Genomic DNA, 25,562 nt, shown 5'->3' on the forward strand with positions numbered 1-25,562 from the left:
ATTAGCTTTTGAAGTACGCATTTGCATATAAAAATCACAATATAGAAACGATCTTTTGCGGAAAAGACAAGCTGTTTGAGGAACTGAAGCAATTTTTAATCACTCAATGCGGTTTAATCATTGTTGAGGTTTCAAGGGCTGATTACTATACGGAGCAGGAAATGAATCAATGGAATGACCGTTATACTTTGTGAATATGAAAAGAAACCGGCCGTGTGAGACCGGTTTTTGTATCATCTGAATCCGCTCGGAGCACTGAAGCTTCCTGCATGGCCGCTGAAACCGCCTCCGAGCGCGCCGGGATGTGCCCCGGCGCCGAGGCTTCCGCCGACGTCACTGAAGGTTTGGCCGTAGTACCCGGATGTATAAGGGTACGGAACGAATTGCTGTCCGGCGAATGACAGCGTGCTTTGCGGGGTCTGCTGTCCGTATCCAGATGACGGGAATCCCTGCTGAAAAGAAGGGCCGCCTTGATATGGAGCTGTATGCATCGGGGCCGGGGGATAATAAGACTGCGGCGGTAAGACCGGTAAAGGCGGAAATCCAGGAGGCAGGCCCTGCATGCCTGATAACATCTTATTCATGACATCACTCATTTCTTACGAGATAAGAACAGTGTATGCGTATGTCTGTATAAAGAGCCTGTTCAATCGAACGGAATATCTGACAAGCATGCCGGAAGGACAGAGAAAAATCGTGTAATAAAATGTGACATATTCGTATATGAACGGAAAAATTTCATGTAATCTTGAGAGATTAATAAAAAAATGATAAAAACTTTTAATATTTACAGATCCCTTTGTACCAGTAATGAAAGCGTATACAAAGTAGATTGATTAATCTAAATTGTCTAATAATTATAAAAATGCTGTTGACACTGCCTGCAAACGGGCGTAATATGAGTTCAAACAAAAATAAATAAATGATTCACGCTAAAAAGAAAAATCATAAAACACTGAAAAAACAAACAAATGAAGGTTCTTTTTTAATAAAAGAGCTGCCATAATAAAAAGCGCAGAAGAGGATAAGTAGCTTTGCTGAAGTTTTTCACAGAGAGCCGGTAACGCTGAGAGCCGGTAAAACAAATCAAAGTGAACTCCCCTCAGAGTGCCGGTCTGAAATGTAAAGAGTAGGACTCGGCCGAGTGAACGCAATGTTTACTCGTTATCAAAACGGATAATCATTATCCATGAGACGGTCTGCATATGACCGTAAACAAGGGTGGTACCGCGGAGAGCAAAGCCTTTTCGCCCCTTTTGGCTATCGCATGAAATGCTTGGCTGAATGTGGGTGGGAAGGCTTTTTTATTTGCGTCAGCCGGCGCTGCGTTTTATGAATTGGATTTTAGAAGGGAACATTGAAAAGGAGGAACTGAAAATGGGCACAAATGTACAGGCGGATTCTTTGTCTGCCGAATGTACAAAAACAATGAACGGGGCTCTGATGCTGATTGAATCATTAAAGAAAGAAAATGTCGAGATGATCTTCGGCTATCCGGGGGGAGCCGTCCTTCCGATTTACGATAAACTGTATCAATCAGGATTGGTTCACATCCTGCCCCGCCACGAGCAAGGCGCGATTCATGCGGCAGAAGGGTATGCGAGAGTCTCCGGAAAGCCGGGGGTTGTGATTGCTACTTCAGGGCCCGGCGCGACAAATTTAGTTACCGGTCTTGCGGATGCGATGATTGATTCACTGCCGCTCGTAGTATTTACCGGGCAGGTGGCCACTTCGGTCATCGGCAGCGACGCTTTCCAGGAAGCCGACATTTTAGGAATTACGATGCCGATTACGAAACACAGCTACCAAGTCCGCCGTCCGGAAGATCTCCCCCGTGTGATTAAAGAGGCGTTCCATATCGCCACGACGGGAAGACCTGGTCCGGTATTAATTGATATACCGAAGGATGTCGCAGCATTTGAAGGAGAGTTCAGATATGATCATGAGATCAGCCTTCCGGGTTATCAGCCGGTAAAAGAGCCTAACTATCTGCAGATCCGAAAGCTCGTGGAAGCTGTAAGCAGTGCGAAAAAGCCGGTTATTTTAGCCGGAGCGGGTGTTTTGCACGGTAAAGCTTCAGAAGATTTAAAAAATTATGTCGAACAGCAGCAAATACCGGTAGCGCACACGCTCCTCGGTCTGGGCGGTTTCCCGGCAGACCATCCTCTATTTCTGGGAATGGCGGGGATGCACGGCACATACACAGCGAATATGGCGCTTTACCACTGTGACTTGTTGATCAGCATCGGAGCGCGGTTCGATGATCGTGTGACCGGAAATCTGCAGCATTTTGCAAAATCGGCCAAAGTAGCGCATATCGATATTGATCCTGCTGAAATCGGAAAAATTATTGAAACGCAGATTCCGGTGGTCGGCGACAGTAAAATCGTCCTTCAGGAATTATTGAAGCAAAACGGAAAACAGGGACAGACAGAGGAATGGAAACAGCAGCTTTCAGAATGGAAAGAAGAATATCCGCTTTGGTATACAGACAACAGAGAAGAGGGCTTGAAACCCCAAAAGCTGATTGAGTATATTCACCAATTCACAAACGGAGAGGCGATTGTGGCGACGGATGTCGGCCAGCACCAGATGTGGGCGGCTCAGTTTTATCCTTTCCGAAAGGCTGATAAGTGGGTGACCTCGGGGGGACTCGGCACAATGGGCTTCGGCCTTCCGGCGGCTATCGGAGCACAGCTGGCTGACCGTAACGCCACGGTCGTTGCCATCCTCGGAGACGGCGGTTTTCAGATGACCCTTCAGGAATTAGATGTCATCCGGCAGCTGAATCTTCCTGTCAAAGTGGTTATCTTGAACAACGAATGTCTGGGCATGGTCAGACAGTGGCAGGAAATCTTCTATGAAGAACGCTATTCTGAATCCAAATTCTCGGCGCAGCCTGACTTTGTCAAATTGTCAGAAGCCTACGGCATTAAAGGCGTCCGGATTTCATCGGAAGAAGAGGCGGAAGAAGAGCTTAAAAAGGCGCTTTCATCAAAAGAACCGGTCGTTATTGACGTCCGGGTCGCCAAAAGCGAGAAAGTATTCCCGATGATTGCGCCGGGTAAAGGACTTCATGAAATGGTGGGGGTGAAACCTTGAAACGCATTATCACATTAACGGTGGTCAATCGCTCGGGAGTATTAAACCGGATCACCGGCCTGTTTACAAAAAGACACTATAATATCGAAAGCATCACTGTAGGCCACACGGAAACAAGCGGTGTTTCAAGGATTACATTTGTCGTCCATGTGGAAGGCGAAAATGACGTAGAGCAGCTGACAAAGCAGCTTAACAAACAAATTGACGTCCTTAAAGTGACGGATATTACAAACCAATCGATTGTACAGCGTGAGCTTGCACTGATTAAAGTTGTTTCCGCACCGTCGGCCAGAACGGAAATCAATGGAATCATTGAGCCGTTCAGAGCTTCCGTCGTTGATGTCTCAAGAGACAGCATCGTCGTTCAGGTTACCGGCGAATCTAATAAAATCGAAGCCCTTATAGAGCTTCTCAAACCTTACGGCATTAAAGAAATCGCGAGAACGGGCACAACGGCTTTTGCGAGGGGAACCCAGCAGAAGGCGTCATCCAATAAAACAATTTCAATTGTATAACACAAAAAAGGGAGAGATTAAAATGGTAAAAGTATATTATAACGGTGATATCAAAGAGAACGTATTGGCGGGTAAAAAAGTAGCGATTATCGGTTACGGTTCACAAGGTCATGCACACGCGCTGAACTTAAAAGAAAGCGGAATTGATGTCATTGTCGGCGTCAGACAAGGAAAATCATTTACACAGGCCCAAGAAGACGGTCATAAAGTCTTTTCGGTAAGAGAAGCGGCTGCCCAGGCTGATATCATTATGGTTCTTCTTCCGGATGAACAGCAGCAAAAAGTATATGAAGCTGAAATCAAAGATGAATTGACGGCTGGCAAGTCATTGGTATTCGCACACGGATTTAACGTCCATTTCCATCAGATCGTGCCTCCAGCTGATGTAGATGTCTTCCTTGTCGCTCCTAAAGGACCGGGACACCTTGTCAGAAGAACATATGAACAAGGCGCAGGCGTACCGGCATTGTTTGCCATCTACCAGGATGTATCAGGAGAAGCGAAAGATACGGCTCTTGCTTATGCAAAAGGAATCGGCGGAGCGCGTGCGGGCGTTCTTGAAACAACATTTAAGGAAGAAACGGAAACGGATTTGTTCGGTGAGCAGGCTGTTCTGTGCGGAGGTTTAACGGCGCTTGTCAAAGCGGGTTTTGAAACGCTGACAGAAGCCGGCTACCAGCCCGAACTCGCATACTTCGAGTGTCTGCACGAACTGAAGCTGATCGTAGACTTGATGTATGAAGAAGGCTTGGCGGGCATGAGATACTCTATCTCCGATACGGCTCAATGGGGAGATTTTGTATCAGGACCGCGTGTAGTCGATGCGAAGGTAAAAGAATCGATGAAACAAGTATTAACAGATATTCAAAACGGTACATTCGCAAAAGAATGGATCGTGGAAAACCAAGTGAACCGTCCTCGTTTCAATGCGATCAATGCAAGTGAAAACGAGCATCAGATTGAAAAGGTCGGCAGACAGCTTCGTGAAATGATGCCGTTTGTCAAACAAGGCAAAAAGAAGGAAGCGGTGGTCTCCGTTGCGCAAAATTAATGTTTTCGACACGACCCTTCGTGACGGTGAACAATCCCCCGGGGTCAACCTCAATTCCCGGGAGAAACTGGCGATAGCCAAGCAGCTTGAAAGACTCGGGGTGGACATTATTGAAGCGGGATTTCCCGCTTCATCCCGAGGTGATTTTTTAGCCGTGCAGGAAATCGCAAGAACAATTAAAAATTGTTCGGTAACAGGGCTTGCCCGATCTGTCAAAGGTGACATCGACGCAGCCTGGGAAGCGCTGAAAGACGGGGCCAGCCCGCGGATTCACATCTTTATCGCCACCTCTGACATTCATCTGAAGCATAAGCTGAAAATGACGCGGGAAGAGGTTAAGGAAAAAGCGGTTGAAATGGTGAAGTATGCAAAAGAACGCTTTCCGATCGTTCAATGGTCAGCAGAAGACGCATGCCGCACAGAACTTCCGTTTCTGGCTGAAATCGTAGAAAAAGTGATTGATGCCGGCGCGAGCGTCATCAACCTGCCGGACACTGTAGGTTACCTGACGCCGGCTGAATACGGAAACATCTTTAAATATATGAAGGAACACGTTCCGAATATCAGCCGGGTAAAGCTCTCAGCCCATTGCCACGATGATCTCGGAATGGCGGTTGCCAACTCACTTTCGGCAATTGAGAACGGCGCTGATCAAATTGAATGCGCCATTAACGGCATAGGAGAAAGAGCCGGGAACGCCGCGCTAGAGGAAATCGCCGTTGCGCTTCATGTCAGAAATGACGCGCATCAAGCCGATTCATCTCTCAATCTTCATGAATTGAAGCGGACGAGTGATCTTGTCAGCAAACTGACGGGAATGGCCGTTCCCCGCAACAAAGCAATCGTCGGAGATAACGCTTTCGCACATGAGTCCGGCATTCACCAAGACGGTTTCCTGAAAGAAAAATCAACATATGAAATCATTTCACCGGAACTTGTCGGCGTGACTGCTGATGCGCTCGTACTCGGAAAGCATTCCGGGCGCCACGCGTTCAAAGACCGCCTGAATACGCTTGGATTCCAGTTTGATAGTGATGAAATCAATAAATATTTTACGATGTTTAAAGAACTGACCGAAAAGAAAAAAGAAATCACCGATGATGACTTGATTTCTCTTATTTTAGAAGAAAAAGTGACGGACAAAAAAATCGGCTATGAATTTTTGTCTCTGCAAGTGCATTACGGGACGTCTCAGGTGCCGACTGCAACAGTCTCTTTAAAAAATCAGGAAAACGAACAGCTGATGCAAGAGGCGGCAACGGGGGCGGGCAGCGTAGAAGCCGTTTATAATACGCTCGGGCGCTGCATCGATAAAAATATTGAACTGACAGACTACCGCATCCAATCCAACCGAAAAGGCGAAGACGCGCTGGCTCAAGTTTACGTCAGAGTGACCGTGAACGGAAAAGAATCATCAGGGCGGGGAATCGCGCAGGATGTTCTGGAAGCTTCTGCAAAAGCTTATCTGAACGCTGTGAACCGGCAATTGGTGCTGGATTGCAATATAGACGGATTAAAGAGACAGACTGCGGTCGGCTCGTAATAGAAAGGAGAACGTTTGATTTGAAAAAACGCATTGCTTTGCTTCCCGGTGACGGAATCGGACCGGAAGTGGCGGAATCAGCGGCAGATGTATTGAAAAGCGTTGCCGAACAATTCGGACATGAATTTGAATTTGAAAACGGACTGATCGGGGGAGCGGCCATTGACGCCCATCAAAACCCCCTTCCTGAGGAGACGGTGGCTCTTTGTGAAAGATCCGACGCCATCCTGCTCGGGGCAGTCGGCGGACCGAAATGGGACCAAAATCCTCCGGAGCTCAGACCGGAAAAAGGCCTGCTCGGCATCAGAAAAAAACTCGGCCTGTTTGCCAATCTGCGTCCCGTGACCGTATTTGAAAGCTTGTCTGAGGCATCTCCGCTGAAAAAAGAATATATCAGCGGCGTCGACTTTGTAATCGTCAGGGAACTGACGGGCGGCCTCTACTTCGGAGAACCGAGCAGACAGTATGTCAATGAAGCGGGAGAAAAGGAAGCGGTCGATACCCTTTTTTATAAGAAAGAAGAAATCGCACGTGTTGTCAGAGAAGCTTTTAAGATGGCTGCCGACAGAAAAGGAAAAGTGACGTCCGTTGATAAGGCGAATGTGCTTTCTTCAAGCAGGCTGTGGCGTGAAACAGCGGATGAAATCGCAAAAGAATTTCCTGATGTGACGCTTGAACATATGCTTGTCGATAATGCCGCGATGCAGCTCATCTACGCTCCGAGCCAATTTGACGTCATCGTAACTGAGAATATGTTCGGCGATATTTTAAGCGATGAAGCCTCCATGCTGACAGGCTCGCTCGGCATGCTGCCGTCAGCCAGTTTATCAAGTTCAGGTCTTCACTTGTTTGAACCCGTGCATGGATCTGCGCCTGACATCGCCGGTAAAGGGATGGCCAATCCGTTTGCGGCGATTTTATCAGCGGCGATGCTTTTGAGAACATCTTTCGGGCTTGAAAACGAAGCTCAGGCGGTGGAAAAGGCGGTCGCAAAGGTGCTTGCAGACGGCAGCCGTACACGTGATATCGCCCGGGACGGCCAATATGCCGGAACGCATGACATTACTGAAAAAGTAAAAGCCGCATTAGCCGGCTCGAATACAAAATCTATAGTGTGACGCTTTAAAGAAAGCGGTCTTAGTTCATAGGTAGAGGGAGGAAACAAAGATGATGCCTCGAACAATCATCGAAAAGATTTGGGATCGGCATGTTGTAAAAAGCGGTGAAGGAAAACCCGACCTTCTCTATATTGATCTGCATCTAATTCATGAGGTGACGTCTCCTCAGGCGTTTGAAGGGTTAAGGCAGAAGGGAAGAAAGGTCAGACGGCCGCAGAACACATTCGCGACGATGGACCACAATATTCCGACCGTCAACCGTTTTGACATTAAAGATGAAGTCGCAAAGCGCCAAGTAACCGCGCTTGAACGGAATTGCGAGGAGTTCGGCGTCCGTCTTGCGGATCTTCACAGCGCAGACCAGGGGATCGTTCACGTAGTCGGACCTGAGCTTGGTCTGACACTACCGGGGAAAACGATCGTTTGCGGAGACAGCCATACATCGACTCACGGCGCGTTCGGAGCGCTTGCCTTCGGTATCGGCACAAGTGAGGTGGAACATGTTCTTTCCACACAGACATTATGGCAGCAGCGGCCGAAAACGCTTGAAATCCGCGTTGACGGAACGCTCCAAAAAGGAGTGACCGCGAAGGATGTCATCTTGTCGGTCATCGGAAAATACGGGGTGAGATTCGGTACCGGATATGTTATTGAATACACCGGGGAAGTATTCAGAAACATGTCTATGGACGAACGCATGACCGTCTGCAATATGTCAATAGAAGCGGGAGCACGGGCGGGACTGATCGCTCCTGATGACACGACGATTGAATACTGTAAAAACCGTAAATACGCGCCAAAAGGCGAAGAGTTTGACAAAGCCGCCGCAGAATGGAAAGCGTTAAAAACCGATCCGGGCGCCGTATACGATCATTCCATCGTGTTAGACGGCAGCGAGATTTCTCCAATGGTAACATGGGGCGTCAATCCCGGCATGGTTCTCCCGGTCGATGCCCAAATACCGGCGCCGGAAACGATTGATTCTGAAGACGGTAAAAAAGAAGCCATCCGCGCGTACGAATACATGGGAATCTCACCGAATCAAAAAATTGAAGATATTAAAGTCGAGCATGTGTTTATCGGCTCCTGTACAAATTCGCGGATGACCGATCTTCGCCAGGCTGCGGATATGATCAAAGGCCGAAAAGTCGCCGACAGCGTCAGAGCCATTGTAGTGCCGGGTTCTCAAAGCGTGAAACAGCAGGCCGAAGAAGAAGGGCTGCACCGCGTGTTTCTCGAGGCCGGATTTGAATGGAGAGAATCAGGCTGCAGCATGTGCCTCAGTATGAACAATGATGTCGTGCCTGAAGGGGAACGATGCGCTTCCACTTCCAACCGCAACTTCGAAGGCAGACAGGGAAAAGGCGCGAGAACACACCTTGTCAGTCCGGCGATGGCGGCAATGGCAGCCATTCACGGGCATTTCGTCGATGTAAGAAAGTTTTATCAAGAAAAAACAGTTGTGTAAGGAGTGCGCAAAAAGATGGAACCTTTAAAAACGCATACGGGAAAAGCGGCTGTCTTAAACCGGATCAACGTCGATACGGACCAGATTATTCCGAAACAGTTTTTGAAAAGAATTGAAAGAACAGGATACGGCAGATTCGCGTTTTTTGATTGGAGATACCTTGAGAACGGTGAGCCTGATCCTGAATTTGAATTAAACCGCAAAGTCTATGAAGGCACGTCCATATTAATTGCCGGAGAGAATTTCGGCTGCGGATCATCCCGTGAGCACGCTCCTTGGGCGCTGGATGATTACGGCTTCAAAATCATCATTGCTCCGTCATTTGCCGATATTTTTCATCAAAACTGTTTTAAAAACGGTATGCTTCCCATCCGTATGCCGTATGATCAGTGGAAAAAACTCGCCGGTCAATATGAAAATCAGTCTCTTAACATGACGGTTGATTTGGAAAACCAGCTCATTCACGACAGTGAAGGAAAAGAGATTTCATTTGAAGTCGATCCTCACTGGAAGGAAATGCTGATCAACGGTTATGATGAAATTTCATTAACGCTTCTGCTGGAGGACGACATTCAGCAGTTTGAATCGAAAAGAAGTTCTTGGCTTCAAGCCTGAAAAAAGCCGACCGGCATCTGTCCGGCGGCTTTTTTTACCGTGCGCGCCATCCTTTCTTGTGTTTCCTGACGCGTGTTGATACACTTGAAAAAAATAGCGCCTGAAAGGAAATAAAGTATGACGCATGACAAGAAAAAAGCTGATATCATTCCTTTCCCCCGTCTGAAAGAACGCTTGGTTGATAAAGGGATGGCCGCCATGAAGGATAAACAGTATCAGGAGGCCCTCGAACTGTTCTCAGAGGCGGTAAGCCACGGCGATACCGAGTCCGACGTACATTTAGGCATGGCGATTTGTTTTCTGGAACTCGGGGAATTGGAAGAAGCAAAACAAGTTTGCGAGAAAATGCTGAATGAAGGGTACGGCCATTATTTCACCGTACTGCAGGTGTACATGACCATTTTAATTCAGCTGAAACAATATGAAGAAGTCAAAAGCACGATTGAAGCTGTGCTGGAAGAAAACCAGCTGCCCGCAGAAAGTGCGGAGCAATTCTACCGGCTGCTCGAATTCAGCCGCAAAATGACCGATCCCGACCAGCAGGATGAAGCGTGGGAGGAGGAATACGAGGACATTCTTGATGCGGAAAAAGTGCTGAACAGCCCCGCTGAACAAATGAATCTGATTCATTCTCTCAAAGACCGCAATATTGCAAAATACACGGGTCTCTTAAAAACGATTCTTCAAGATCCGGGCGCACATCCGCTTATCAAGACGATGATTTTGACGCTGATGGCGGAGCATGACTACAGCAAGCCGGTTCATATTACAAAATTCGGCGATTCAATGACCGCGGTTCCGAGTGAAACGGTTCAGCCTGATGCGGCTCCGGTTTTGCATCGCGTTCTACGGGTGCTTGATGAAACGCTCGGCAATGAAAACCCTACATTATACGCTGCCGTCGAGGAGCTGTGGAGAAGGCATCTGTACGTCCTGCACCCTTTTATGCCGAAGTTTTTGAACGCAGATTTATGGGCGGCGGCGCTTCATAAGGTCGGTTACGAGATGCACGGTATTGACATTGAGCCGGAGGAACTTCATATGATGTACGAGTTTGACAGCCGCGAACTTGAAGAAGCCTGCACGATGATTAAGGATATTGAAGAAATTTCTTATTTGTAAATCACACCATATAGTTGAAAGCGGTAGGCGTTATGTTATAATATAGTGGTTGTATTTATGTATAGCGGTTTAACTGAAATGAGAATTACGGTTGGACAGGCTGCCAGTTCATTACATAATGATTCTGATTCAAAGCGGTTTTTTCTTTGACAAAGCCGCGGATTGCTTTAGAATGGAAGACCGACACAACCTGAATAGATTTTTGGAGGGAAACACATGTCTGTAAAATGGGAAAAACAAGAAGGCAACGAAGGCGTATTAACGGTTGAAGTTGATGCGGATACGTTCAAAACAGCTCTTGATGATGCATTTAAAAAAGTAGTAAAACAGGTTTCTATTCCTGGATTCCGTAAAGGGAAAGTTCCCCGCGGTTTATTCGAACAGCGTTTCGGCGTTGAAGCTCTTTACCAGGATGCTTTAGATATTTTACTTCCTGTAGAATACCCTAAAGCGGTTGAAGAAGCCGGCATTGAACCTGTAGACCGCCCTGAAATCGATGTTGAAAAAATCGAAAAAGGCGAAAGCTTGATTTTCACTGCAAAAGTGACTGTAAAACCGGAAGTGAAACTTGGCGACTACAAAGGCTTAGGAATCGAAAAAGATGACACTGCCGTTACTGACGAAGATGTACAAAACGAACTTAAAGCGCTTCAAGAGCGTCAGGCTGAGCTTGTCGTGAAAGAAGAAGGCGCTGTTGAAAACGGCGATACAGTCGTTCTTGACTTCGAAGGTTTTGTTGACGGCGAAGCGTTTGAAGGCGGAAAAGCTGAGAACTACTCACTTGAAGTAGGATCAGGTTCATTCATCCCGGGCTTCGAAGAGCAGTTAACAGGCCTTGAAGCAGGAGCTGAAAAGGATGTTGAAGTAACATTCCCTGAAGAGTACCACGCTGAAGAGCTTGCTGGAAAACCGGCTGTTTTCAAAGTGAAAATTCATGAAATCAAAGCGAAAGAGCTTCCTGAGCTTAACGACGAATTCGCAAAAGACATTGACGAAGAAGTTGAAACGCTTGCTGAATTAACTGAGAAAACAAAAAAACGCCTTGAAGAAGCAAAAGAAAACGAAGCTGACGCTAAATTGCGTGAAGAGCTTGTTCTGAAAGCATCTGAAAACGCTGAAGCTGATGTTCCTCAAGCGATGATCGACACTGAGCTTGACCGCATGCTGAAAGAATTCGAACAGCGTCTGCAAATGCAAGGCATGAACCTTGAGCTTTACACTCAATTCTCAGGCCAAGACGAAAACGCGTTAAAAGAGCAAATGAAAGAAGATGCCGCAAAACGCGTAAAATCAAACCTGACTCTTGAAGCGATCGCTCAAGCTGAAAACCTTGAAGTAACAGACGAAGAAGTTGAAGCTGAGCTGACTAAAATGGCTGAAGCTTACAACATGCCGGTTGAAAACATCAAGCAGGCAATCGGTTCAACTGACGCGATGAAAGAAGATTTAAAAGTTCGAAAAGCAATTGATTTTCTTGTAGAAAACCGTTAATATGGTTCATAATAATAGACATAATAAAACAGGGCGCGATTAATTCGTGCCTTGTTTTGTACAATTATGATATAACTCTTTTTCTTGGGGCAAGATAGTCATTGCCGGGCTGTTTTTCGTCATACATATAGAATGTGCAAGTGCGAAACACATTGTTACCGTCTTACTGGAAAGTATGGTAAAATGCAATACATACTCGATCGTAGCAAGAACCGTTTTCTTTTGCCCTTCAGGTAAAAGAAAAAGTGAGACAAGATTAAGGGGTGAAAGAATGTTTAAATTCAACGAGGAAAAAGGACAATTGAAATGCTCGTTCTGCGGAAAAACGCAAGATCAGGTTCGTAAGCTGGTTGCAGGACCGGGTGTATATATATGCGACGAATGTATTGAGCTCTGTACAGAAATCGTAGAGGAAGAGCTTGGTACGGAAGAAGAAGTCGAATTTAAAGACGTTCCGAAGCCGCAGGAAATCCGTGAGATTCTGAATGAATATGTCATCGGACAGGATCAGGCGAAGAAATCACTTGCGGTTGCGGTATACAACCATTACAAACGCATCAATTCCAACAGTAAAGTGGATGATGTCGAGCTTTCTAAAAGTAATATTTCTTTAATCGGACCGACTGGAAGCGGGAAAACACTTCTTGCCCAGACGCTTGCGCGTATTCTGAACGTGCCGTTTGCGATCGCGGACGCTACATCTCTGACTGAAGCCGGATATGTCGGTGAGGACGTAGAAAACATCCTCCTCAAGCTGATTCAGGCAGCAGACTATGATGTGGAAAAAGCAGAAAAAGGCATTATTTATATCGATGAAATCGATAAAGTAGCGCGAAAATCTGAAAACCCGTCCATTACACGCGACGTATCAGGCGAAGGCGTTCAGCAGGCGCTGCTGAAAATTCTTGAAGGAACGGTTGCAAGCGTGCCGCCTCAAGGAGGACGCAAACATCCACATCAGGAATTCATCCAGATCGATACGACGAATATTCTGTTCATTTGCGGCGGTGCATTTGACGGCATTGAACAAATTATCAAACGCCGTCTCGGACAAAAAGTCATCGGTTTCGGCTCAGATAATAAAGCGGCAGACCTGGAAAAAGAAGAACTGCTTTCTAAAGTTCTTCCGGAAGACTTGCTCCGTTTCGGTCTGATTCCTGAATTCATCGGCCGTCTTCCTGTCATTGCAAGCCTTGAGCAGCTTGACGAAACGGCACTGGTTGAAATTCTGACTAAACCGAAAAACGCACTCGTCAAACAATACAAGAAAATGTTAGAACTTGATGATGTCGAGCTTGAATTTGAAGACGAGGCATTATCTGAAATTGCGAAAAAAGCGATCGAGCGTAAAACAGGCGCACGCGGCCTGCGTTCTATCATTGAAGGCATCATGCTTGACGTGATGTTTGATCTGCCGTCCCGCGATGATATTGAAAAATGTGTCATTACCGGAGCGACAGTCGCAGACGGTGAAGCACCGCGTCTTGTATTAAAAGACGGCACAGTTGTCGGCCAAGATAAAACATCAGCATAACATGACAAAACCTCCTGACTCGAATTGATCAGGAGGTTTTTTTCTTGTCCTGACCCTTCTGAAAATGTTTATTCCGGGCTTTGCTGGGAGATACTAGCGGACAGAGGAATGAATTGGATACATAAATTGTTTTTTCAGGAGGGACCAGCATGAGTTGGACAGGGATCGCATTATTTGTACAGCTGTTTTTCGGGATAGTCATCGGATTATATTTTTGGAATCTGCTCAAAAACCAGCGTACACAAAAAGTGACGATAGATAAAGAATCAAAAAAAGAAATGGAACAGCTGCGCAAAATGCGCGCCATCAGTTTATCAGAACCTTTATCAGAAAAGGTGCGGCCGAAAAGCTTTCAGGACATTGTCGGCCAGGAAGACGGAATTAAAGCGTTAAAAGCAGCGCTTTGCGGACCGAACCCGCAGCACGTCATTATTTACGGTCCTCCGGGAGTCGGAAAAACGGCTGCGGCGCGGCTGGTATTGGAAGAAGCGAAAAAACATAAACAGTCACCGTTTCAAAAGCAGGCTGTTTTTGTTGAACTTGATGCGACGACCGCGCGGTTTGATGAACGGGGGATTGCCGATCCGCTTATCGGTTCAGTGCATGATCCGATTTATCAGGGAGCGGGTGCGATGGGCCAAGCAGGCATTCCGCAGCCGAAACAGGGGGCTGTGACCCATGCTCACGGCGGGGTATTGTTTATTGATGAAATCGGTGAGCTTCATCCGATTCAGATGAATAAAATGCTGAAGGTGCTTGAAGATCGAAAAGTATTTTTAGACAGTGCGTATTACAGTGAAGAAAATACGCAAATACCGAATCACATTCATGATATTTTTCAAAATGGGCTTCCGGCAGATTTCCGTTTGATCGGAGCGACAACGAGAATGCCGAATGAAATTCCGCCGGCCATCCGTTCGCGCTGTCTTGAAGTATTTTTCCGCGAGCTGGAAAAGGATGAACTTAAAATCGTTGCGAAAAAAGCAGCCGACAAAATTCAGAAAGAGATTTCTGACGAAGCTCTCAGTGTGCTGACCACATATACGAGAAACGGACGTGAAGCCGTCAATATGATCCAGATCGCCGCCGGCATGGCGGTGACTGAGGACAGACAAGAAATTACGACAGAAGATATAGAATGGGTTGTTCATTCCAGTCAGCTTACACCTAAAAATGAGCAGAAAATCGCCGATGAACCGCAAGTCGGCATCGTGAACGGACTTGCTGTCTACGGGCCGAACAGCGGCGCATTGCTGGAAATCGAAGTGAATGTCACACCTGCGCAGGACAAAGGAAGCCTGAATATCACGGGAATTGCAGAGGAAGAAAGCATCGGCAGCCAATCGAAGTCGATCCGCCGCAAAAGCATGGCGAAGGGATCTGTGGAAAATGTTCTGACGGTTCTGCGCACAATGGGCATCAAACCTTCAGACTATGACATTCACGTCAATTTTCCGGGCGGAGGCCCGATTGACGGACCTTCAGCAGGTATCGCGATGGCCGCGGGGATTTTTTCCGCGATTCACCGCATCCCGATCGACCATACGGTGGCGATGACGGGAGAAATCAGCCTGACGGGGCTTGTCAAACCGATCGGCGGCGTCATTCCGAAAATTAAAGCCGCAAAACAGGCCGGAGCAAAAACGGTCATTATCCCATATGAAAATCAGCAGTCCATTCTGAAACGAATAGACGGAATCACCATTAAAGCGGTAAAAACGTTCCAGGAAGTGCTGGACGTCATATTGGTTGACCCTCCTTCTGAACAAAAACCGTTTGATATCCAAATGAATAAAGAATCCGTATAAACCCCATTTTTATAATGGGGTTTTTTTATGGAGGACATCTTTTCCTTTTTCAGAACAGAAAGAAAGGGTATACTACGAAGAGACTGTTTTATATACAGGGCAGGCGGATAAGCCGATTTTGCCCGATCCCGGAATTGTACAACGATGAAAAAGTTGTATTATAATGGTTCATACTAAAGTCACGGAGGTGTCAGTCACATGGCAGAAGATACAAAACGCAGCATCCCGCTCCTCCCTTTAAGAGGCTTATTGGTATACCCGACAATGGTTTTACATTTAGATGTAGGCCGTGACAAGTCGGTTCAGGCTCTTGAACAGGCAATGATGCATGATCATATGATTTTTTTAGCCACTCAGCAGGATATTTCGATAGACGAACCGGGTGAAGAGGATATTTTCGCCGTCGGCACTTATACAAAAATTAAACAGATGCTGAAGCTGCCCAACGGTACGATCAGAGTGCTTGTAGAAGGAATTCAGCGGGCGCAGATCCTTGAATACACCGAGCTCGAAGATTATACTTCGGTCGATATACAGCTGATGCATGAGGATGATTCAAAAGACGTGGAAGACGAAGCGCTTATGCGGACGCTGCTGGACCATTTTGACCAGTACATAAAAATTTCTAAAAAAATCTCCGCAGAAACGTATGCGGCTGTGACTGATATTGAAGAGCCCGGCAGAATGGCGGATATCGTCGCTTCTCATCTCCCGCTGAAATTAAAGGACAAGCAGGACATTTTAGAAACGGCGGATATTAAAGAACGTCTGAATAAGGTCATCCGTTCCATTCATAACGAAAAAGAAGTGCTGGAGATTGAGAAAAAAATCGGTCAGCGCGTCAAACGTTCGATGGAACGCACTCAAAAGGAATACTACTTGCGTGAACAGATGAAAGCCATTCAGAAGGAGCTTGGCGACAAAGAAGGAAAAACCGGCGAAGTTCAGTCGCTCACGGAAAAGATAGAAGAAGCAGGCATGCCTGAGCGTGTCAAAGAAACGGCGCTTAAGGAATTAAGCCGTTACGAAAAAGTGCCGTCAAGCTCAGCGGAAAGCTCTGTTATCCGCAACTATATTGACTGGCTCATCGCCCTTCCGTGGTCGGATGAAACAGAAGATAAACTTGATATTAAAAAAGCCGGGGAAATCTTAGATAAAGAGCACCACGGCTTAGAGAAAGTGAAAGAGCGGATTTTGGAGTATTTGGCCGTGAAACAGCTGACGAAAACGCTGAAAGGGCCGATTCTTTGTCTGGCCGGACCTCCGGGAGTCGGTAAAACATCTCTTGCAAAATCAATCAGTACGAGCATGGGGCGCCGTTTTGTGAGAATTTCACTGGGCGGAGTGCGCGATGAGTCTGAAATCCGCGGGCACCGGCGCACATACGTCGGAGCGATGCCGGGCCGTATTATACAGGGGATGAAAAAAGCCGGCAAACAAAATCCGGTCTTTCTCCTGGATGAGATCGACAAAATGTCGTCTGATTTCAGAGGCGATCCGTCTTCAGCGATGCTTGAGGTGCTGGATCCGGAACAAAACAGCACATTCAGCGACCACTATATTGAAGAGACGTTCGATTTATCGAAAGTGCTGTTTATCGCGACTGCGAATAACCTTGCTTCCATACCGGGACCTCTCAGAGACAGAATGGAGATTATCAGCCTGTCAGGCTACACTGAAAACGAAAAGCTGGAGATCGTGAAAGACCACCTGCTTCCGAAACAAATCAAAGAGCACGGGCTCACAAAGAGCAACCTGCAGATTCGGGATCAGGCGATTACGGACATCATCCGCTACTATACGAGGGAAGCCGGCGTGAGAACGCTTGAACGCCAGATTGCCGCCATTTGCCGAAAGGCTGCAAAAGCCATTGTGTCTGAGGAGAGAAAACGCATTACCGTTACAGAGAAAAATCTGGCCGACTATCTCGGAAAACGGATATTCAGATACGGACAGGCGGAAACCGAAGATCAAATCGGGGTTGTCACGGGGCTCGCGTATACGACGGTCGGCGGAGATACGCTGTCAATCGAAGTGTCATTGTCGCCGGGAAAAGGAAAGCTGATTCTGACCGGGAAGCTAGGAGATGTCATGCGGGAATCAGCGCAGGCCGCTTTCAGTTATGTCCGCTCGAAAGCGGAACAGTTCGGAATCGACCCGAAATTCCATGAGAAGTATGACATTCATATCCATGTCCCTGAAGGAGCGGTGCCGAAAGACGGCCCTTCTGCCGGAATTACGATGGCCACGGCGCTCGTTTCAGCATTAACGGACCGTGCGGTAAAACGCGAAGTCGGTATGACGGGAGAAATCACGCTGCGGGGCCGCGTGCTTCCGATCGGCGGACTGAAAGAAAAGGCGCTCGGTGCGCACAGAGCGGGCCTGACTACTATTATTGCGCCTAAAGATAACGAAAAAGATATAGAGGATATTCCGGAAAGCGTCAGAGAAGGACTGAAGTTTATATTCGTTTCTCACCTGGATGACGTTTTGGAACATGCCTTAGTAGGAGAGAAGAAATGAAAGTCACAAAGTCAGAAATCGTGATCAGCGCGGTCAAACCCGAACAGTACCCTAATGGGGGGCTTCCGGAAATCGCGCTGGCGGGAAGATCAAATGTAGGAAAGTCATCTTTTATCAATTCATTAATCAATCGGAAAAACTTGGCCAGAACGTCATCAAAACCGGGGAAAACACAGACCTTAAACTTTTACATCATCAATGATGAATTGCATTTTGTCGACGTTCCCGGGTACGGATTTGCGAAAGTTTCCAAAAGCGAGCGGGAAGCATGGGGGAGAATGATTGAAACCTATATGACGACCCGTGAAGAGCTGAAAGCCTGCGTGCAGATTGTCGACCTCAGGCACGCGCCGTCTGCTGAAGACGTGAACATGTATGAATTCCTGAAGTATTACGGCATTCCCGTCATCGTTATCGCGACAAAAGCGGATAAGATTCCAAAAGGAAAATGGGACAAGCACTTAAAGGTTGTCAAACAGACGCTTGATATGGATCCTGAAGATGAGCTGATTTTATTTTCCTCTGAAACGAAAAAAGGCAAAGATGAAGCATGGGGAGCCATTAAAAAAATGATCAGCCGGTAATGAAAAACCCAAAACGCAGTGCGTTTTGGGTTTTATCGTATAGTTTTGTTCCGCTTGATAAACAATAATAAAAGGCTGATTCCGATGAAAACATACGGCCAGTATGTTTTGAAGTGTTCCGTCGGAATATGGACGGACTCCAGCCATGCCGTAATTTGTTTAAAGAAGTATAAAAAGAGGGAAAAACCAATCATGGCAACCGCTTCGTATACATATTCTTTTCTGGCTGCCGCAAATAAGGAGAATCCGAAGACGAAGAGAATCATTTCAAAATCTCCCGGCCACCATGAGAGCTCAGGTTTGGCGAAAAAGTGTAAACCTATGCCGAAAAGAAGCATGCCGATCAGGACGTGAGGCCCGGCCGCTTCCTTTTTGCCCTGGTACGAGAGCATGGCGCCCAAGAGCATAAGGAGCACCGGCCATTCCCCCTGATTCGCAAACAGGTGAACCTGTCCGCTCTGAAGCCATGCGAATAATGAAGCGGCAAGCAGAAGTCCCGGTAATAAAATTGATGTTTTTTTCATCCTGTCACCTACCCGCAGTAAAGGATTTTTAGTATGATGATTACAGTGGAAACGAGCTTTTTATACTATAGCACAACATTTTTGAAATCTGTTCACATTTTTTCCGAAGAAACTATGTTATAATCATTCTAAATAATAAATTCTATGTTAGAATGATTATAAATAAATTGCGATGTACGGGGGTGCATGAAAGCGATGCATATTCTTGTTGTGGGAGTAGATTATAAATCCGCCCCTATTGAAATACGCGAAAAAATAAGTTTTCAGCCGGATGAGCTTGCAGAAGCGATGCTCCGTTTAAAAGAAGAAAAAAGCGTTCTTGAAAACATTATCGTGTCAACCTGCAACCGCACCGAAATATATGCGGTGGTCGACCAGCTTCATACCGGCCGTTATTATATAAAGACATTTTTATCCGAATGGTTCTCGCTGCCGAAAGAAGAGCTGTCTCCGTTTCTGAAATTTTATGAGAGCGACGCGGCGATCGAGCATTTATTCCGTGTGGCGTGCGGTTTGGATTCCATGGTCATCGGAGAAACGCAAATACTCGGCCAGGTCCGCTCGAGCTTTAAAACGGCGCAGGCAGAAAAGACGATCGGCACCATTTTCAATGAGCTGTTTAAACAGGCGGTGACCGTCGGCAAACGCACGCATGCCGAAACCGATATTGGCGCCAATGCCGTTTCCGTCAGTTACGCCGCCGTTGAACTCGCGAAAAAAATCTTCGGCTCATTGTCAAATAAGCACATTTTGATTCTCGGTGCGGGAAAAATGGGCGAGCTCGCCGCAGAAAACCTGCACGGTCAGGGTATCGGCAAAGTAACGGTCATCAACAGAACGTTTTTGAAGGCAAAAGCGCTTGCTGACCGTTTCTCCGGAGAAGCGCGCAGCTTAAACCAGCTTGAACATGCACTTGCTGAAGCTGATATTTTAATCAGTTCGACAGGCGCAAGTGATTTCGTCGTGTCTAAAGAAATGATGGAGAGAGCGGGCAGACAGCGGAAAGGCCGCCCGTTATTTATGGTGGATATCGCTGTGCCGAGGGACCTCGATCCGGCGCTGAACGATCTTGAAGGTGTTTTTCTGTATGATATTGATGACCTTGAAGGAATCGTTGAAGCCAACTTACAAGAACGCCGTGAAACCGCTGAAAAAGTCGAGCTGTTTATTGAAGCGGCAATTGTTGAGTTTAAGCAGTGGCTTAATACGCTCGGCGTTGTGCCGGTCATTTCGGCGCTGCGTGAAAAGGCGCTGTCCATCCAGTCCGATACGATGCAGAGCATTGAGCGTAAGCTGCCTCATCTGACGGTAAGAGAGAAAAAACTTCTCAGCAAACATACGAAAAGCATCATTAACCAAATGTTGCGCGACCCGATTCTGAAAGCGAAAGAGCTTGCGGCTGAAGCGGATTCAGATGAAAAGCTGAAGCTGTTTATGCAGATTTTCGATATTGAGGAAGAGGCCGGCCGCCAGCTGGACAAAAGCCTGGATAACCGCCAGACGGTTCATTCGTTTCAAAAGGCAGAAGCAAAAACGGGCTTACGTCCGCTTGTAAGTGAGTGAGGGCTGTATGATTGATACAGCAATGGCAAGACTTAATGAAGCGACAATTGTTATTTATGCAGTCAGCGTCCTTTTTTACTTTATAGATTTTCTTCAACACAACCGGAAGGCTGGGAAAATGGCCTTCTGGTTGCTTTCTATTGTCTGGACTCTGCAAACCGTCTATCTTTCTTATTTCATGTGGCAGACGGGCAGATTTCCGGTCTTGAATATTACGGAGGCCCTTTACTTTTATGCGTGGGTGCTTGTCACGCTCTCACTTGTGGTCACGCAGATTCTGCGCGTTGATTTTATCGTGTTTTTCACGAATGTCATCGGTTTCTCGATGATTGCGATCCATACGTTTTCACCGACGGATCAGCATTCGGCCGCTTTTTCCGGCCAGCTGGTCTCAGAGCTTTTGGTCATTCATATTACAATGGCGATTCTGTCTTACGGCGCTTTTTCCCTTTCTTTTGTTTTTTCGCTTCTTTATCAGTTTCAATATTCTTTATTAAAGAAGAAAAAGTGGGGAAAATGGCTGTTGAGAATTGAAGATTTGTCAAAACTTGATTATATGGCTTACGTTTTAAATGTCATCGGGGTTCCGATGCTGCTGTTGAGCCTGATATTAGGCGTGATCTGGGCGTATGTGTCGCTGGAAACGCTGTACTGGTTTGATTCAAAAGTGCTCGGTTCGTTTATTGTGCTGCTTTTATACAGCTACTATTTATATATCAGAATGATTAAGGAACTGCAGGGAAAAGTGGCGGCGTTATGGAATTCAGCATGTTTTCTCGTGCTGATGATTAATTACTTCCTGCTCGGAAGCCTGTCGCAATTCCATTGGTTCAGTTAACGCACGCGCCCAAACAGATTCGGGAGGAAAGAAAATGAGAACGATTAAGGTAGGTTCCAGACGGAGCAAACTGGCTATGACCCAGACAAAATGGGTGATTAACAAATTGAAGGAATTGAACCCTTCCTATAACTTTGAAATCCGGGAGATTGTCACAAAAGGCGACCGCATCCTCGATGTTACGCTGTCAAAAGTGGGCGGCAAAGGTTTGTTTGTCAAAGAGATTGAACAGGCGCTGCTGCATCAGGAGATTGATATGGCGGTTCACAGCATGAAAGACATGCCCGCCGTTTTGCCTGAGGGTCTTGTCATAGGCTGCATACCGAAACGTGAGGATCCGCGTGATGCGCTGATTTCAAAGGGGCATCAAAAGCTGGACGACATAAAAGAAGGGGGCATCATCGGCACCAGCAGTTTAAGAAGAAGCGCCCAGATTCTTGCTGAACGCCCTGACCTTACAATTAAGTGGATCAGAGGCAATATCGATACGAGACTTCAAAAGCTTGAAACGGAAGATTACGATGCTATTATTTTAGCGGCTGCGGGGCTTTCGAGAATGGGCTGGAAAGATGATGTCGTATCTGAATTTCTCGAACCGGACCGCTGTCTGCCTGCGGTCGGCCAAGGCGCTCTTGCCATTGAATGCAGAGAGTCGGATGAGGAGCTTTTGAAGCTGTTTGCGCAATTTACCGATGAGTATACGCAGCGCACGGTGGCAGCCGAACGGGCTTTCTTACACGCGATGGAAGGCGGCTGCCAAGTGCCGATAGCCGGGTATGCGTCCGTCAATGACCGGGATGAGGTTGAATTGGTCGGTCTTGTCGCGTCTCCGGACGGAAAGACGATTTATAAAGAAACAGCGGCGGGACATGATCCGGAAGAAATCGGAAAACGCTGTGCGGCGATGATGTCTGAAAAAGGAGCCAAAGCATTAATCGACAGTGTAAAACAGGAGCTCGATCAGGATGGCAAATGACCTTCCTTTACAAGGAAAGACCGTGCTTGTCACCCGGAACAAAAGACAGGCCGCACCGTTCCGAAAAAAAGTAGAGGCGCTCGGCGGAACGGCTGTTTCCGCTTCGCTGATCGCTTTTCAGGAAGCACTCCCGGATGAATGTGCGGACAGTCTCCGGGAAGACCTTTCTGAGCCGGGATGGCTTGTGTTTACAAGCGTAAACGGTGTCCGGTTCTTTTTTTCCTATCTTGATCGTCACGGTCTTGCGCTTTCGGGACGGAAAAAAATCGCAGCCGTCGGTGAAAAGACTGCGCGCGCCCTGAAAGAGCGGGGAGCCCGGACGGATGCGATGCCTGACGAGTATGTGGCGGAATGTCTGGCTGATACTTTAAAACGGCACGCATCAGCTGCCGAACCCATTTCAGTGATAAAGGGCAATTTATCACGCGATGTCATAAAAGCGGAGCTTGAGCCGCTTGGCTATCAAATAAGGGAATGGGTGTTATACAATACCATTCAGGATGAAAAAGGCATGGACGAGCTGAGACTGGCTGCATCCCGCTCTCATTTTGATTTTATTACGTTTACCAGCTCATCGGCGGTGCATACGTTTATGCACGCGGTCGGAGACGGGGAAAAAGCGTGGGAAAACAGCGGTGCGAGCTATATCAGCATCGGCCCTTTGACAGAGAAAGCGCTCTTGGAATACGGGATCTCATCCCATGTGCCTGTCACTTATACGATTGAAGGCATGCTGGACGTCATGTGCAGCATGTCGGGAAAGGATTGATAATGATGAATCAAACATTTAACAGACACCGCCGTTTGCGCGCGAACGCTGCGATGAGAGATTTAGTAAAAGAAACACGTCTTCACCCTTCAGATTTTATTTACCCGTTATTTGTCGTTGAAGGACTCGAAGGAAAAAAAGAAGTTCCTTCCATGCCGGGGGTTTATCATGTATCACTCGATTTGTTAAAGGATGAAATGGCTGAGCTGATATCGCTCGGCATTAAGTCGGTCATCGTTTTCGGCGTGCCGGAAGAAAAAGACGCCTGCGGAACCCAGGCTTTTCATGATCACGGCATTGTGCAGAAAGGGATTGCTGAAATTAAAAAGCATTATCCTGAAATGATCGTAATCGCTGATACATGCCTCTGTGAATACACGGATCACGGCCATTGCGGCGTCGTGAGAGACGGAGAAATCTTAAATGACGAGTCGCTTGAGCTGCTGGCGCAGACAGCCGTCAGCCAGGCCAAAGCCGGCGCTGACATCATCGCTCCTTCAAATATGATGGACGGTTTTGTCACAGTGATCAGGGAAGCGCTCGACAAAGAAGGATTCACGAATATTCCGATCATGTCTTATGCCGTGAAATATTCAAGTGAATTTTACGGTCCGTTCCGCGACGCGGCTGACAGCACGCCGCAGTTCGGAGACCGAAAAACATATCAGATGGATCCGGCCAACCGCTTGGAAGCGCTCCGTGAGGCTGAATCAGACGCGGCAGAAGGCGCTGACTTTTTAATCGTCAAACCGTCTATGTCATACTTAGATATTATGCGTGATGTGAAAAACCGCCATCACCTGCCGCTGGTCGCATATAATGTGAGCGGGGAGTATTCCATGGTGAAAGCGGCAGCCCAAAACGGCTGGATTAAAGAAAAAGAAATGGTGCTGGAAATTTTAACGAGCATGAAACGTGCAGGAGCCGATCTGATTATGACGTATCATGCAAAAGACGCAGCAAAATGGCTTGCTGAGTAACGATTTCATTTGACGGGAGCTGAGGCAGATGAGAAGCTATGAAAAATCAAAAGCCGCTTTTAAAGAAGCGCAGAAACTGATGCCGGGCGGAGTGAACAGCCCGGTGCGCGCGTTTAAATCAGTTGATATGGACCCGATCTTTATGCAGCGCGGAAAAGGATCGAAAATTTTTGATATTGACGGCAATGAATATATCGACTACGTCCTGAGCTGGGGGCCGCTCATTTTGGGCCACACGAACGACCGGGTCGTTGAAAGCCTGAAAAAAGTAGCCGAGAACGGGACAAGTTTCGGGGCATCTACTGAAGTGGAAAACGAACTGGCCAAATTGGTCATTGACCGTGTGCCGTCTGTTGAAATCGTGCGGATGGTCAGCTCCGGCACAGAGGCGACAATGAGCGCCCTGCGTCTTGCAAGAGGATATACCGGACGCAACAAAATTTTGAAATTCGAAGGCTGTTACCACGGCCATGGTGATTCGCTGCTGATCAAAGCGGGATCCGGAGTGGCGACACTCGGCCTTCCGGACAGCCCGGGCGTGCCGGAAGGAATAGCAATGAATACGATTACTGTTCCATACAACGACTTGGAAAGCGTTGCACTCGCATTCCGGGAGTACGGTGAAGATATTGCCGGGGTCATTGTTGAACCGGTAGCAGGCAATATGGGCGTTGTTCCGCCGCAGGAAGGCTTTTTACAAGGACTTCGCGACATTACGGAACAGTATGGCGCGCTGCTCATTTTTGACGAGGTCATGACCGGTTTTCGCGTGGATTATAACTGTGCGCAAGGGTATTTCGGCGTGACGCCTGACTTAACGTGTCTCGGCAAAGTCATTGGCGGCGGTCTTCCTGTCGGTGCGTATGGCGGAAAAGCTGATATTATGGAACGAATCGCGCCGAGCGGTCCGATCTACCAGGCGGGAACATTGTCAGGAAATCCTCTTGCCATGACAGCGGGACTTGAGACGTTACAGCAGCTCACACCTGAATCTTACCAAGAATTTGTGAAAAAAGGCGATATGCTTGAAGAAGGCATTTCAAAAGCAGCTGAAGCACATGGCATTCCGCACACGTTTAACCGGGCGGGTTCAATGATCGGCTTCTTTTTCACAAATGAGCCTGTCATTAACTATGAAGCAGCCAAATCTTCTGATTTAAAGCTGTTCGCCAAATATTATAAAGGGATGGCTGACGCAGGCGTATTTCTGCCGCCGTCTCAATTTGAAGGATTGTTTCTCTCCACTGCGCATACAATGGAGGATATTGAAAATACCATTCAAGCCGCTGAGAAAGTGTTCCAGGCGATCAGCCGCTGATACAGAAAAGCCGATGCAAGCAAGACTTGTATCGGCTTTTTTCAATGCCTCCATTATCATATTTCCCCGGATTGCGGCATACACCTTTAGTGACATCTAATTGTATGGATTAGATGAAAG

General features: G+C 47.2%; 22 protein-coding genes and 1 other annotated feature. Of the genes, 20 read left to right on the plus strand and 2 right to left on the minus strand.

Annotation, left to right across the window (positions count from 1 at the left end; translation table 11 throughout):
* Positions 1–8: 8 nt before the first annotated feature.
* Entirely contained in the window at positions 9–194 is a 186-nt protein-coding gene (locus ACWHAR_RS01345; protein ID WP_032873783.1) for a hypothetical protein, read from the plus strand.
* A 39-nt stretch (positions 195–233) separates the two neighbouring features.
* On the opposite strand, the gene ACWHAR_RS01350 is transcribed toward ACWHAR_RS01345, so the two are convergent.
* On the minus strand, positions 234–584 hold the full coding sequence (locus tag ACWHAR_RS01350; RefSeq protein ID WP_032873786.1) for a hypothetical protein: 351 nt from the start codon (positions 582–584) through the stop codon (positions 234–236).
* A gap of 422 nt (positions 585–1,006) precedes the next feature.
* Positions 1,007–1,258 (plus strand) — a binding site (T-box leader).
* 119 nt (positions 1,259–1,377) lie between these two features.
* Between ACWHAR_RS01350 and ilvB the strand changes: the two genes are divergently transcribed.
* From ilvB to yihA, 13 genes are all read left to right on the plus strand, one after another.
* On the plus strand, positions 1,378–3,102 hold the full coding sequence (gene ilvB / locus ACWHAR_RS01355) for an acetolactate synthase large subunit (protein ID WP_032874141.1): 1,725 nt from the start codon (positions 1,378–1,380) through the stop codon (positions 3,100–3,102).
* Positions 3,099–3,617 (plus strand): acetolactate synthase small subunit, encoded by a 519-nt coding sequence (ilvN, locus tag ACWHAR_RS01360; RefSeq protein ID WP_003152598.1) that lies wholly within the window; start codon positions 3,099–3,101, stop codon positions 3,615–3,617. Before ilvB ends, ilvN begins: the two co-directional genes overlap by 4 nt.
* 22 nt (positions 3,618–3,639) lie before the next feature.
* Complete coding sequence (gene ilvC, locus ACWHAR_RS01365) at positions 3,640–4,668, plus strand: ketol-acid reductoisomerase (protein WP_003152600.1); 1,029 nt, start codon at positions 3,640–3,642, stop codon at positions 4,666–4,668.
* Positions 4,655–6,211 carry a 2-isopropylmalate synthase gene (locus tag ACWHAR_RS01370; RefSeq protein WP_007612906.1) on the plus strand — a complete coding sequence of 519 codons (1,557 nt, stop codon included), beginning with the start codon at positions 4,655–4,657 and terminating at the stop codon, positions 6,209–6,211. Before ilvC ends, ACWHAR_RS01370 begins: the two co-directional genes overlap by 14 nt.
* A gap of 20 nt (positions 6,212–6,231) precedes the next feature.
* On the plus strand, positions 6,232–7,329 hold the full coding sequence (gene leuB / locus ACWHAR_RS01375; RefSeq protein ID WP_032873788.1) for a 3-isopropylmalate dehydrogenase: 1,098 nt from the start codon (positions 6,232–6,234) through the stop codon (positions 7,327–7,329).
* Between the two features lie 49 nt (positions 7,330–7,378).
* Positions 7,379–8,797 carry a 3-isopropylmalate dehydratase large subunit gene (gene leuC / locus ACWHAR_RS01380; RefSeq protein ID WP_007612904.1) on the plus strand — a complete coding sequence of 473 codons (1,419 nt, stop codon included), beginning with the start codon at positions 7,379–7,381 and terminating at the stop codon, positions 8,795–8,797.
* Between the two features lie 15 nt (positions 8,798–8,812).
* On the plus strand, positions 8,813–9,412 hold the full coding sequence (leuD, locus tag ACWHAR_RS01385; protein WP_032873792.1) for a 3-isopropylmalate dehydratase small subunit: 600 nt from the start codon (positions 8,813–8,815) through the stop codon (positions 9,410–9,412).
* A gap of 117 nt (positions 9,413–9,529) precedes the next feature.
* Positions 9,530–10,534: a DNA damage checkpoint antagonist DdcA gene (gene ddcA / locus ACWHAR_RS01390; RefSeq protein WP_025285063.1), complete on the plus strand. Its 1,005-nt coding sequence runs from the start codon at positions 9,530–9,532 to the stop codon at positions 10,532–10,534.
* A gap of 216 nt (positions 10,535–10,750) precedes the next feature.
* Positions 10,751–12,025 (plus strand): trigger factor, encoded by a 1,275-nt coding sequence (tig, locus tag ACWHAR_RS01395; RefSeq protein ID WP_003152618.1) that lies wholly within the window; start codon positions 10,751–10,753, stop codon positions 12,023–12,025.
* Positions 12,026–12,296: 271 nt separating this feature from the next.
* Positions 12,297–13,559: an ATP-dependent protease ATP-binding subunit ClpX gene (clpX, locus tag ACWHAR_RS01400; protein ID WP_007408149.1), complete on the plus strand. Its 1,263-nt coding sequence runs from the start codon at positions 12,297–12,299 to the stop codon at positions 13,557–13,559.
* A gap of 149 nt (positions 13,560–13,708) precedes the next feature.
* On the plus strand, positions 13,709–15,367 hold the full coding sequence (lonB, locus tag ACWHAR_RS01405) for an ATP-dependent protease LonB (protein WP_007612897.1): 1,659 nt from the start codon (positions 13,709–13,711) through the stop codon (positions 15,365–15,367).
* A gap of 198 nt (positions 15,368–15,565) precedes the next feature.
* Positions 15,566–17,890 (plus strand): endopeptidase La, encoded by a 2,325-nt coding sequence (lon, locus tag ACWHAR_RS01410; protein WP_007612896.1) that lies wholly within the window; start codon positions 15,566–15,568, stop codon positions 17,888–17,890.
* On the plus strand, positions 17,887–18,474 hold the full coding sequence (gene yihA / locus ACWHAR_RS01415; protein ID WP_007612895.1) for a ribosome biogenesis GTP-binding protein YihA/YsxC: 588 nt from the start codon (positions 17,887–17,889) through the stop codon (positions 18,472–18,474). Before lon ends, yihA begins: the two co-directional genes overlap by 4 nt.
* A gap of 32 nt (positions 18,475–18,506) precedes the next feature.
* Here yihA and ACWHAR_RS01420 read toward each other — a convergent pair whose 3' ends face one another.
* Positions 18,507–18,998 carry a hypothetical protein gene (locus ACWHAR_RS01420; protein ID WP_032873795.1) on the minus strand — a complete coding sequence of 164 codons (492 nt, stop codon included), beginning with the start codon at positions 18,996–18,998 and terminating at the stop codon, positions 18,507–18,509.
* Between the two features lie 195 nt (positions 18,999–19,193).
* Here ACWHAR_RS01420 and hemA point away from each other — a divergent pair, with 195 nt between their 5' ends.
* Genes hemA through hemL form a run of 6 tightly spaced genes read left to right on the plus strand, consistent with a single transcriptional unit; the run spans position 19,194 to position 25,442 of the window.
* Complete coding sequence (hemA, locus tag ACWHAR_RS01425; RefSeq protein WP_003152628.1) at positions 19,194–20,561, plus strand: glutamyl-tRNA reductase; 1,368 nt, start codon at positions 19,194–19,196, stop codon at positions 20,559–20,561.
* 7 nt (positions 20,562–20,568) lie between these two features.
* Positions 20,569–21,399 carry a cytochrome c biogenesis protein gene (locus tag ACWHAR_RS01430; RefSeq protein ID WP_007408154.1) on the plus strand — a complete coding sequence of 277 codons (831 nt, stop codon included), beginning with the start codon at positions 20,569–20,571 and terminating at the stop codon, positions 21,397–21,399.
* Between the two features lie 34 nt (positions 21,400–21,433).
* Positions 21,434–22,375, plus strand: coding sequence for a hydroxymethylbilane synthase (gene hemC, locus ACWHAR_RS01435; RefSeq protein ID WP_007408155.1), 942 nt, complete (start codon positions 21,434–21,436; stop codon positions 22,373–22,375).
* Positions 22,365–23,144 (plus strand): uroporphyrinogen-III synthase, encoded by a 780-nt coding sequence (locus tag ACWHAR_RS01440; RefSeq protein ID WP_032873798.1) that lies wholly within the window; start codon positions 22,365–22,367, stop codon positions 23,142–23,144. Before hemC ends, ACWHAR_RS01440 begins: the two co-directional genes overlap by 11 nt.
* 5 nt (positions 23,145–23,149) lie before the next feature.
* On the plus strand, positions 23,150–24,124 hold the full coding sequence (hemB, locus tag ACWHAR_RS01445) for a porphobilinogen synthase (RefSeq protein WP_029326045.1): 975 nt from the start codon (positions 23,150–23,152) through the stop codon (positions 24,122–24,124).
* A gap of 28 nt (positions 24,125–24,152) precedes the next feature.
* The gene (hemL, locus tag ACWHAR_RS01450) at positions 24,153–25,442 is read left to right on the plus strand and encodes a glutamate-1-semialdehyde 2,1-aminomutase (RefSeq protein WP_032873800.1); all 1,290 of its coding nucleotides are present in this window, start codon (positions 24,153–24,155) and stop codon (positions 25,440–25,442) included.
* The last annotated feature ends 120 nt before the right edge of the window (positions 25,443–25,562 follow it).

The sequence above is a fragment of the Bacillus sp. LR--39 genome (assembly GCF_053613335.1).